General features: G+C 63.2%; 9 protein-coding genes. 4 read left to right on the forward strand and 5 right to left on the reverse strand.

Annotated features, from left to right (window positions below; genetic code table 11):
- Positions 1-11: 11 nt before the first annotated feature.
- Complete coding sequence (locus tag EOA36_RS15240; protein WP_189553225.1) at positions 12-1,052, forward strand: TauD/TfdA family dioxygenase; 1,041 nt, start codon at positions 12-14, stop codon at positions 1,050-1,052.
- Positions 1,053-1,111: 59 nt separating this feature from the next.
- On the opposite strand, the gene rpoD is transcribed toward EOA36_RS15240, so the two are convergent.
- The 5 genes from rpoD to EOA36_RS15265 form a co-directional block, all read right to left on the reverse strand.
- Positions 1,112-3,136: an RNA polymerase sigma factor RpoD gene (gene rpoD / locus EOA36_RS15245; RefSeq protein WP_127278332.1), complete on the reverse strand. Its 2,025-nt coding sequence runs from the start codon at positions 3,134-3,136 to the stop codon at positions 1,112-1,114.
- Between the two features lie 427 nt (positions 3,137-3,563).
- On the reverse strand, positions 3,564-5,504 hold the full coding sequence (gene dnaG, locus EOA36_RS15250; RefSeq protein WP_127278333.1) for a DNA primase: 1,941 nt from the start codon (positions 5,502-5,504) through the stop codon (positions 3,564-3,566).
- Positions 5,505-5,611: 107 nt separating this feature from the next.
- Positions 5,612-5,977 carry a helix-turn-helix transcriptional regulator gene (locus EOA36_RS15255; RefSeq protein WP_127278334.1) on the reverse strand — a complete coding sequence of 122 codons (366 nt, stop codon included), beginning with the start codon at positions 5,975-5,977 and terminating at the stop codon, positions 5,612-5,614.
- A 12-nt stretch (positions 5,978-5,989) separates the two neighbouring features.
- Positions 5,990-6,238 carry a type II toxin-antitoxin system RelE/ParE family toxin gene (locus EOA36_RS15260; protein ID WP_127278335.1) on the reverse strand — a complete coding sequence of 83 codons (249 nt, stop codon included), beginning with the start codon at positions 6,236-6,238 and terminating at the stop codon, positions 5,990-5,992.
- Positions 6,239-6,369: 131 nt separating this feature from the next.
- Positions 6,370-6,750: an RcnB family protein gene (locus EOA36_RS15265; RefSeq protein ID WP_127278336.1), complete on the reverse strand. Its 381-nt coding sequence runs from the start codon at positions 6,748-6,750 to the stop codon at positions 6,370-6,372.
- Positions 6,751-7,128: 378 nt separating this feature from the next.
- Between EOA36_RS15265 and EOA36_RS15270 the strand changes: the two genes are divergently transcribed.
- From EOA36_RS15270 to EOA36_RS15280, 3 genes are all read left to right on the forward strand, one after another.
- Positions 7,129-8,793, forward strand: a complete 1,665-nt coding sequence (locus EOA36_RS15270) for a Na/Pi cotransporter family protein (RefSeq protein ID WP_127278337.1) — start codon at positions 7,129-7,131, stop codon at positions 8,791-8,793.
- A gap of 148 nt (positions 8,794-8,941) precedes the next feature.
- Positions 8,942-10,126, forward strand: a complete 1,185-nt coding sequence (locus tag EOA36_RS15275; RefSeq protein WP_127278338.1) for an MFS transporter — start codon at positions 8,942-8,944, stop codon at positions 10,124-10,126.
- A 1-nt stretch (position 10,127) separates the two neighbouring features.
- A partial coding sequence (locus EOA36_RS15280) for a P1 family peptidase (RefSeq protein ID WP_127278339.1) occupies positions 10,128-10,848 on the forward strand: 721 nt, incomplete at its 3' end.

Consider the following 10,848-nt stretch of genomic DNA (forward strand, 5'->3'; position numbering starts at 1 on the left):
AGACAACAGACCTGCCACCGGTACAGATCGACATTCCCGCCGCGTGGACTGGTGAGGACATGGCCAGGCACACCGAGACATGGCTCGTCGAACTGGAGCCGCAGGACGTAGCCGAGTTGGAAGCCGCCGCAACCAGCTTCCTTGCCGGCTCGCATGATATCGGCGGCCTGACCCAGGCTGATTTCCCTTTGCCCCGGCTTGACTGCCATCTTGCCGCGCTTCGCGAAAAACTGATTGCCGGTATTGGCTTCGAGGTGCTGCGCGGTCTCCCGGTCGAAAGATATTCCGCCGAGATGGCGGCAACGATCTTCTGCGGGGTTGGCGCCCATCTGGGTAGCGCGCGGTCCCAGAATGCCCAGGGCCATATCCTCGGCCATGTCCGCGACATCGGCGCCGACGCCAGGGACACCAGGACGCGCATCTACCAGACGGCGGAGCGCCAGACATTTCACACCGATTCCGCCGATGTCGTCGGCCTGCTTTGCCTGCAAGACGCCATGCAAGGCGGCGAGTCCCTGCTGGTCAGCACGGTGAGGATCTACAACGAGATGCGAAAAAGACGGCCTGATCTCGTCCGCATGCTGTTTGATCCGATCGCCACCGACCGGCGCGGCGAAATACCGGAAGGGCAAAAGCCCTATTTCGAAATCCCGGTGCTCAACTGGCATGCCGGACTGCTGACCGGCATCTATCAGCGCCAGTACGTCGACAGCGCGCAACGCTTTCCCGATGCCATGCGACTCACCGCCGCCCATGTCGAAGCGCTGGATCTCTTCGACAGCCTCGCCAATGATCCCCGGTTGAACCTGTCGATGCGGCTTCGGCCCGGCGACATGCAGTTCGTCTACAATCATTCGCTGCTTCACGACCGCACGGGTTTTCGCGATTGGCCTGAACCGGGCAAGCGGCGCCATATGCTGCGCCTGTGGCTGTCTATCCCCGGCGACCGGCCGCTGCCGGACTGCTTCCGGCAGCGTTATGGCTCGATAGAGATCGGCGACCGGGGCGGCATCATCATCAAGGGCGCGCGGCTGAACGTGCCGCTGCTTTGACACCTGAAACGAAAAAGGGCGCCAACCGGCGCCCTTAACTCTTCGCGACAAAAATGAACTCAGCTGTCCAGGAAGCTGCGCAGCTTGCGGCTGCGGCTCGGATGCTTGAGCTTGCGCAGCGCCTTGGCTTCGATCTGGCGGATACGCTCGCGGGTGACCGAGAACTGCTGGCCGACTTCTTCCAGCGTGTGGTCGGTGTTCATGCCGATGCCGAAGCGCATTCTGAGCACGCGCTCCTCGCGCGGCGTCAGCGAGGCCAAAACGCGCGTGGTGGTCTCGCGCAGATTGGCCTGGATCGCGGCGTCGATCGGCAGGATCGCCATCTTGTCCTCGATGAAGTCGCCCAGATGCGAATCCTCCTCGTCGCCGACAGGCGTTTCGAGCGAGATCGGCTCCTTGGCGATCTTCAACACCTTGCGCACTTTTTCGAGCGGCATGGCAAGCTTTTCGGCCAGTTCCTCTGGCGTCGGCTCGCGGCCGATCTCGTGCAGCATCTGGCGCGAGGTGCGCACGATCTTGTTGATCGTCTCGATCATGTGCACCGGAATGCGGATGGTGCGGGCCTGGTCGGCGATCGAACGCGTGATCGCCTGCCGGATCCACCATGTCGCGTAGGTCGAGAACTTGTAGCCGCGGCGGTATTCGAACTTATCGACCGCCTTCATCAGGCCGATATTGCCTTCCTGGATCAGGTCGAGGAACTGCAGGCCGCGATTGGTGTATTTCTTGGCGATGGAGATGACGAGGCGCAGATTGGCCTCGACCATTTCCTTCTTGGCGATCGCGGCTTCGCGCTCGCCCTTCTGCACCTGGTTGACGATCTTGCGGAATTCCAGGATCGAGATCGCCGTTTCGGTGGCCAGGTGCTGGATCTCGGCGCGCAGGTCCTTGATCGCATCCTTCTCGTTCTTGGTGAATTCCTTCCAGCCGCGCGAGGTCAGATTGGCGATCGAACGCGTCCAGTTCGGATCGAGCTCGGAGCCCTGATATTCCTTCAGGAACTCCTCGCGGCGCACGCCATAACTTTCGGCGAGGCGCAAAAGCTTGCCTTCGTTCTGCACCAGGCGCTTGTTGATGTCGTAGAGCTGCTCGACCAGCGCCTCGATGCGCGCCGTGTTGAGCGACAGCGACTTCACCGCCTTGATCAGCTGGTCCTTCAGTTCCTTCAGCCGGCGGTCCTGGCTGGGCGACAAAGTACCGGCGGCGGCCAGACGGTTCTCGACCTGCTGGTCCTGCAGCTTGCGCAGCTTCTTGTAGGTGTCGGCGATGACGTCGAGCGTCTCCATCACCTGCGGGCGCAGTTCCGCTTCCATCGCCGCCAGGGACAGGCTCGCCTCGTCCTCGTCTTCCTCGTCGTCGTCGCCGATGCCGCGCGTGTCGGCGCCGACGTTGGTGACGTCGTCTTCATCGTCGCGTCCGCGGCGCGGCTTTTCCTCGGCCTTGGGCGCTTCCTCGATGCGTTCGACAACGGGGGCCTGCTTGGCTTCGGGGCCGGCATAGGTGGCTTCGAGATCGATGATCTCGCGCAGCAGGATCTTGGATTCGTTGAGCTCGTCGCGCCAGATGATGATGGCCTGGAAGGTCAGCGGGCTTTCGCACAACCCCGCGATCATGGTCTCGCGGCCGGCCTCGATGCGCTTGGCGATGGCGATTTCGCCTTCGCGCGACAGGAGCTCGACCGAACCCATTTCGCGCAGATACATGCGCACCGGATCGTCGGTGCGGTCGGTCGGCTCTTTCTTGGTCGTGGTGGCGGCGACGGCGGTGCCGGTCTGCTCGGCCAGCTCGTTGGCGTCTTCCTCGGCATCGGCGGCCGTGTCGCCCGCCTCGGCCTCTTCGCCCTGCTCGTCATCCTCGACGACGTTGATGCCCATGTCGGACAGCATCGCCATCGTGTCCTCGATTTGCTCGGAGGTCACTTCCTCGGAAGGCAGCACCGAATTCAGCTCGTCCATGGTGACATAGCCGCGCTTCTTGGCGGCCTTGATCATCTTCTTGACAGCATCATCGGAAAGGTCGAGCAAGGGCCCATCGGTGGCGCCTTCGCGTTCGGTCTCGACCTCTTCCTTTTCCTTTGTCGCCATAGTCTTTATCTTCTCCTAGCGGCCGGCCATCGGGGCCGCGTAAGCTGTCGGACCAGTCAAATCGGATACGCCCGTTTTTCTAAACGCGCTTTACCCGGCCCATGAACTGCATCCACTCTTTTGTTTGGTGCATGCCGTTGCCCCAAAACCGGGTTCCACTCTTGGGCAGCATACATTAAGTCCAGATTAACCCTAATATCTGTGGCAGGCGGGCCGCCTGTCCAGTGATCAAGTACCTTGCATCGCTTGTTTCCCGTCGATGCGGGTGCGGGTTAACGTTTCGAATCGTCCTGATTCCGCCATTCTGTCCGAAGGTCAAGCGCCTCTGGCATGATTCGCATGAAAAAAGCGAATCAATTACCCGACTTAGCGCGCCTCGCCCCCAAGGGAAGCGTGGCCGCGCCTTCATTCCCGCACTCAGCTGCACTTAGGCTCGCCCAGCCCTGCCCGACGAAACGCCGAATCCTTCGATCAGCGCTTCCGTCGCTTGTACATCCTGAAATTGCGCCTGAATTTCGATCAGATGGCGGAAGTTTTCGTCCGAAGGGTCCGCTTCGAGGGCCGCTTCCGCCTGTTTCAGCTCCTTATGTAAGGTGCGCGCGCTGCGCTGCAAGTGCAACGCCTGGTTCAGAGCGTCGCGGGCATCCTCGAGGGCCGCCGTCTCCAGCGCCGGCCATTGCCGCGCCCGCTTGATCAGGCCGACGGCGCGCTCCCAGATCTCGGCGCAGCCGGCGCGTTCGATCGTCGCCACCACGGCGTGGCGGTCATTGGCCATGTCATGCGCCATCGCGTCGAGAATGGCGGCGTGCAGCCGCGTCAGGTCGGAATTGGCGAGGTCGAGGAACTCGACATGGGCGAAATTCTCGTCGATCAGTGCCGGGTGGTTGACCAGTGCCACGATGATCGTCGCCTCGCGCACCGACATCCCCTCGCCGCGCCTGACCAGCGCCGACTGGCCGAGGCTTTCGGTGATCGGCATCCGGCCGCCACCGGCCTTGGCGAATTGGCCGCCGGGCGCGGGCTTGCCCTGGCCGCGTTGACCGGGCCGGCCGCCATCCTGACGACCTTGCCGCGCATTGCGCTGGGAGCCGAAGAAGCTCAGCACCCGCTCGCGCATCTCCTGCTGGTAGTGGTAGCGCAGGCTTTCGTCGCGGATGCGGCTGGTAAGTTCGCGCAGCGTCTTCTCGAGTTCGGCCCGCCGCTCCGGCGTGTCGAAGACGCCGCCGGCCGTTTCGCGCATCCACAACAGGTCGACCAGCGGCCGCGCATCGGCCAGCACGGCGCGGAAGGCGTCGGGCCCCTCGGCCTTGACCAGATCGTCGGGATCCTTGCCTTCCGGCAGCAGCGCGAAGCGCGCCGAGCGTCCGGCCTGCACTGACGGCAGCGCCATGTCGGCTGCCCGCCATGCCGCCTTCAGCCCGGCCTTGTCGCCGTCGAAGCACAGCATCGGCTCCGGCGCCATGCGCCACAACAATTCGAGCTGGTTTTCCGTGAGCGCTGTGCCGAGCGGCGCCACGACATTCTCGAAACCCGCCTGCGCCAGCGCGATCACATCCATATAGCCTTCGACGGCGATGACCGTGCCGCCTTTCGCCAAGGCTTTGCGGGCGCGGGCGAAATTGTAGAGCACATTGCCCTTGTGGAAGAGCTCGGTGTCGGGCGAGTTCATGTATTTGGCGAGCGCATCGGGGGCCAGGGCGCGGCCGCCAAAGGCGGTGATCTTGCCGCGCGAATCCGGGATCGGGAACATGATGCGGTCGCGGAACCAGTCATAGGAGACCGGAATGTCGTCGCCATGGCGCACCAGCCCGCAGGCCTCGATATCGGCTTTCGGGACACCCTTGGCCGCCAGATGCTCCTTCAGCGCATTGCGGCTGTCGGGCGCGAAGCCGAGCCGGAACGACTGCTGTGTCGCCGGCGTCAGCCCACGATCCCTGAGATAGGCGCGGGCCTTGGCGCCCTCCGGCCCTTGCAGACGCTCCTGGAAGAAGGCGGTCGCCATCTCCATGACATCGGTCAGGCTGGCGCGTTCCTTCTCGCGCTGTTCCTCCCGTTCGTCGCGGACCGGCATCGGCACGCCGGCCATGTCGGCGATCTTCTCGACCGCCTCGGGAAAACTCAGTCCTTCGAGTTCGGTGAGAAACTTGAAATGGTCACCCGAGACCGAGCAGCCGAAACAGTGATAGCGCCCCTTCTTGTCCTCGCAGTGGAAGGACGGGCTCTTCTCGCCATGGAACGGACAGCACGCCCAATAGTCGCCGCGCGATGCGTTGGTCTTCTTGCGATCCCACGCCACGCGCTGGCCGATAAGCTGTGAAATCGGCACGCGGTCGCGTATCTCGTCGAGGAAGGCAGGCGGAAATCGCATCGGGGAACTCGTTTCGCCACCATATAATCATGCCCGCGATTTCAGACGACCCCCAATAGAGGCCATACCCGGTTTCCACAGGGCAAGGCCACTCCGCGGTCCGCTGATCAGTCGCCGTCGTCGACCAAACTCTCGATCGGCAATTCGAGAGCACGGGCAATCCGCAGCCAAAGCGTGACGTCCCCACCGCGCTTTCCGTTCTCGATATCCGAAAGATAGTTCTGGGTCACGCCCACGGAGGCAGCGAGAACGGCCTGGGTCTGCTTGCGGTATCTGCGCCAGAAGGCCAGCGGAGAGACCGCGCCAACAAGTGCTCGTGCTTCATCGGGCGTAAGACCGGGAAGCTGCCCGGCACGAAACCCGCCAAGCGCCTGCGCATGCTCCAGCGATTCACGAAGGGCTTCCAGTTCGCTGCGCGGCAGGATGGCCAGTTCCTCGCCACCTGGCGTCGTGACATAGGCGATGTTGTTCATCCCGGCATTCCTTCAATCATATACCGATCCACGCGGTCCGATCTTGGTCACGATGATCTCTTGATCCGTCTCTTCGAAGATCACGCGATAGTCGCCGACCCTTAAGCGCAGCGCCGACGATCCCTGCAAGGCCTTGACGCTGTTGGCAAGCGTACTCGCGTCCCTGGCATAGGTTTCGATCTTCGATAAAATCCTCTCGGCATCGACCCGATGCTTTCGCAACGCTTTTGCCGCCAAGGGCAGAAGTATGACCCTCTTCACCGTTTAAATATCGCATATTGTGATATTTTCAGCAAGGCGGGTCGGCATGAGACCGGATAGTCAAAAAGAAGGCGACCCTCGCGGGCCGCCTTCTATCGAAGGGCCGGCGAGATGCCGGCCATCGTCAATGATTATTGCGCGGCGAGCGCGCCGAAGATGACGCCGGAGAGGATGCCGACCAGCACATAGTCATTGCCGACGCGGATCCATTCCTGGCCGCGGCCGGGACGATGCAGGCCATAGCGGCCATAGTCGCGGATCGGCTGGTACCGCCTCCAGCCAGAATATTTCTGGCCATTGCGCCAGTTGTTCCGCTTCACGACGACCTTCTTCTGGACGAACCGCTTCTGGATGACGCGCTTCTTGGCGTCCCGGTGGGTAGGCTTCTGCCAGTCGACCTTGGTGTAGTTCGACTGCGGCGCCACTGGCGCGTTCATCGGCGCTGCCTGGCCGGCAAGCGAGGTGGCGGCCAGAATCGAGAAAGCGAGGGCGGAAAGAACAATGCGTTTCATCAGAGGTCTCCTTGGTTGTCGATGCCGGGAGGGATAACGGCCAGGGGATGAACCGAAACTGAACGGCAGCATTACAATTGTGTAATGAATTCCTCTGCTTATAAAAAAGATTTGAACATCATCACAAAGATCGGCGCCAAAACATCGCAGATCCGGCCGATCCCCGCTCAAGCCGGTGCAACCCCTAGCGGACCCGTCCATTTTCTGACACCGGCTGTCGCCTCGCGGCGGCCCCTTGAAATCGACAAATTTTTATTATTCGGCTAAAATATTCCGGCTATATTCCAAGGCTGTCATGACCATGATTCGTACCCTCGCCTTCTCCCCCCGTCGCCATGCCGGCCGCAGCGAGCGCCATGCACGCATGCAGGCGCCGCGATGAGCGGTTCCGTCGTCCTCCTGCATCTGGCCGGCGCCGTCGCGCTGATGCTGTTTGCCACCCGCATGGTCAAGACCGGCGTCGAGCGCGCCTATGGCGACGTGCTGCGTCATCGCCTGCGCGCCACCATGCGCAACCCGATCATGGCGGTGCTGGCCGGCACCGGCCTCGCGATCGCGCTGCAAAGCTCGACCGCGGTCACGCTGCTGGTCGGCTCCTTCGCCGGTTCCGGCATCGTCTCGGGCGCCGCCGGCCAGTTGGCCGTGCGTGGCGCCGAGATCGGCTCTGCTCTGGTGGTCAAGCTGCTGACCTTCGATCTCACGCTGTTGGTGCCGCTCTGCCTGATATCGGGCACGGTGATGTTCATGGCCACCGAGCGGCGCGATTGGCGACAGACCGGCCGCATCCTGGTCGGCATCGGCCTCTTGATCCTGTCCCTGGAAATGATCGGCCAGGCGTCCGAGCCGCTGCGCAACAGCCAGCTGCTGCCGGTCATCCTCAATTATTTCTCCAGCGATTCCATCACCGCCTACCTGTTGGCGGCAATGATCACCTGGCTGTTCCAGTCGAGCATCGCGGCGGTGCTGTTGATGGCGACGCTGGCCGGCCGCGGCCTGATCAGCCCTGAACTCGGCCTCGTCCTTATCCTCGGGGTCAATCTCGGTTCGTCGCTGATCGCGCCGATGCTGACACGCTCGGCCAGCCCCGAAGTCCGTGTCGTGCCGGTCGGCAACCTCCTGATGCGCGGGCTTGGCTCGCTGGTCATGCTGATCCTGTTCATGATCTTCCGGCCGCATGTCGCCTTCCTCGGCTCGACGGCGGCCGATCAGATCGTCAACGCCCATATCCTGTTCAATGTGATCATCCTGCTCGCCGGCCTGCCTCTGGCCGGTTTGGTCTACCGAGCCTCCGAAAGGATCGTGGCCCTCGGCGCCAAGCCGGCGCCTGCCGCCACGCTCGAGGTTGTCGAACTGTCGGCGCTCAACGAAAGCGCGCTCGATGTGCCGAGCCAGGCTCTGGCCAACGCCACACGCGAGGTGGTGCGGGTCTGCGAGACGGTCGAGATCATGCTCAAGCGCATCATCGAACTCTATGAGGACGCCGACTCGGACAAGATCAAGGCGCTGGCGGCCCTCGACGACCGTGTCGACCGCAGGCACGCGGCCATAAAGCTCTACCTCGCAAAGGTGACCAGGAACCCGATGACCGAAGACGAGGCGCTGCGCTGCCAGGAGCTGATCGGCGCCTGTGTCAAGCTCGAGCAGGTCGGCGACATCATCGTGCGTAACATGCTTGTGCATGTGAAGAAGAAATTCGAGCGCGGCCTGGAATTCACCGACGAAGGCTGGAGCGAGTTGTGCGCCTTCCATGGCTCGGTGCTGGCCAATGCCCGTCTTGCCTTCAACGTGCTGGTGTCGCGAGACCCCGAGACCGCTCGCCAGCTTGTGCTGGAGAAGGACCGGCTGCGTGACCGCGAGAAGGAAACCAGCGCCAGCCATTTCCTGCGCCTGCGCGAAGGCACCGCCAGAAGCGTCGAAACCAGCTCGATCCACCTCGATACCATCCGCGACCTGAAGCAGATCAACTCGCTGCTGGCGTCGATGGCCTATCCCGTGCTGGAAGAGCGCGGCCTGCTTTTTGGATCCAGACTGAAGGCGAGCTGACAAAGTTGCCAATCTCCCCCTCGGGGGGGACATTGGTGCTTCATCGCTGCACCCCGCTCAAGAAAACCTAAACCGGCGACAAAAATTTCTGGATTGCCCGCCACGGCCATCCATGGTTTGAGCCTTCCATTTCGAGGGTTTGTTTCTCATGTCGCTGCCGCTCATCGCCCTGTTCATCGCCGCTTTCGCTTTCGGCACCACCGAATTCGTCATCGCCGGCGTGCTGCCGCAGGTGGCGCAAGGGCTTGGCGTTTCGGTTCCTTCCGCCGGCTACCTCGTCTCCGGCTATGCCTGCGGCATCGCCATCGGTGGGCCGCTGCTGGCGCTCGCCACCAAGAGCCTGTCGCGCAAGGCCTTGCTGCTCGGCCTCGCTGTCGCCTTCACCATCGGTCAGGCGGCCTGCGCGCTGGCGCCCGACTTCACCTCCATGCTGTTGCTGCGCATTGCCGTGGCCGTCGCGCATGGCGCCTATTTCGGCGTTGCCATGGTGGTTGCCGTCGGCCTGGTGCGCGAGGATCAGCGCGGCATGGCGGTGGCCGTCATCCTGTCGGGCCTCACCGTCTCCAACGTCATCGGTGTGCCGGCGGGCACCGCCATCGGCAACATCTGGGGCTGGCGCGCGACATTCTGGGTGATGGGCGCACTGGGCGTGGCGGCAACTCTTGCCATGGCGGCTTTGTTGCCGCGCGCTACCGGATATCAGGCCAAGTCGGCGAGCCTTGCCAGCGAGGTTCGGGTGCTGGCGCGCCAGCAGGTCTGGACCTCGCTGATCCTGATGCTGATGCTGATGCTCGGCCAGTTCTGCCTGTTCACCTACATCACCCCAACGCTGCTGGAGGTCACAGGGCTCGACGAAAACCTGGTGCCCTGGGTGCTGCTGCTCAACGGCGTCGGCGCCACGCTTGGCGTCTTCCTCGGTGGCAAACTGTCCGACTGGAAACTGATGCCGTCGCTGATCTCCATGCTCGCCCTGCAGGCGGTGACGCTGGCCATCATCTATCTCGTCAGCCCCTACCCCCTGCCGATGGTTGTCGCGATCATCGTCTGGGGCGGTCTCAACTTCGCCATCGGCACCCCCATCCAGACCCGCATCCTGGCCTGGACGGCGGATGCCTCCGGTCTCGCCGCTTCGCTCATCCCGTCCGGCTTCAATATCGGCATCGCATTGGCCGCGTCGCTCGGAGCAGCCATGCTCAATGCCGGCTACGGCTATCGCAGCCTGCCGGTTGTTGGCGCCTTCGCGATGGCGGTTGCCGTCATCGTGGCTGTCATTTCCCATCTCTGGGAACGGCGCAGCGACATCAGCCCGCCGGTACCGGTGGCCGCCGAATAACATGGCAAGGACTGTCGCTGATTTCGGCCTGACCTGCGGCACCTTGCCGACGGGCACGCACAATGCGATCACCGATGTGCCTGGCGTGCGCGTCGGTCACTGCACGCTGCGCGACGGCGACATCAACACCGGCGTGACCGCGGTCCTGCCGCATGGCGGAAATCTGTTCCGCAAAAAGGTGACGGCGGCAAGCCATGTCATCAACGGCTTCGGCAAGACCATCGGGCTGATGCAGGTGCAGGAACTCGGCACCATCGAGACGCCTGTTCTCCTGACCAACACGCTCTCGGTCGGCATCTGCGCCACGGCGCTGATCCGTGACGCCATCCGCCAGAACCCCGATATCGGCCGCACCACCGGAACCGTCAATCCGGTGGTCGGTGAGTGCAATGACGGCCCGCTGAACGACATCCAAGCCCTGGCGATATCGGAGGAGCATGCCCTTGCCGCGCTCGCCGATGCGCGTGAGGGCGCCGTCGAACAGGGCAATGTCGGCGCCGGAACGGGAATGAGCTGCTTCGGCTTCAAGGGCGGCATCGGCTCGGCCTCCAGGAAGATCGCGCTTGGCGGCGGACATCATCTTGGCGTTCTGGTCCTGTCGAATTTCGGCAGGCCCGGCGACCTCGTCCTGCCCGACGGGCGCCGGCCCGATCCCAGGCGGCACGCCGAGCCCGAACGCGGCTCGATCATGATCGTTCTGGCGACGGATGTGCCGCTCGAAC

The organism is Mesorhizobium sp. M8A.F.Ca.ET.021.01.1.1 (assembly GCF_003998025.1).
Classification (GTDB): domain Bacteria; phylum Pseudomonadota; class Alphaproteobacteria; order Rhizobiales; family Rhizobiaceae; genus Mesorhizobium.

Bases quoted from the DNA above. Each gene is read 5' to 3' on its own strand.
- EOA36_RS15275 (WP_127278338.1), top strand. From the start codon at position 8,942: ATGTCGCTGCCGCTCATCGCCCTGTTCATCGCCGCTTTCGCTTTCGGC.
- dnaG (WP_127278333.1), bottom strand. From the start codon at position 5,504: ATGCGATTTCCGCCTGCCTTCCTCGACGAGATACGCGACCGCGTGCCG.
- rpoD (WP_127278332.1), bottom strand. From the start codon at position 3,136: ATGGCGACAAAGGAAAAGGAAGAGGTCGAGACCGAACGCGAAGGCGCC.
- EOA36_RS15265 (WP_127278336.1), bottom strand. From the start codon at position 6,750: ATGAAACGCATTGTTCTTTCCGCCCTCGCTTTCTCGATTCTGGCCGCC.
- EOA36_RS15255 (WP_127278334.1), bottom strand. From the start codon at position 5,977: ATGAACAACATCGCCTATGTCACGACGCCAGGTGGCGAGGAACTGGCC.
- EOA36_RS15270 (WP_127278337.1), top strand. From the start codon at position 7,129: ATGAGCGGTTCCGTCGTCCTCCTGCATCTGGCCGGCGCCGTCGCGCTG.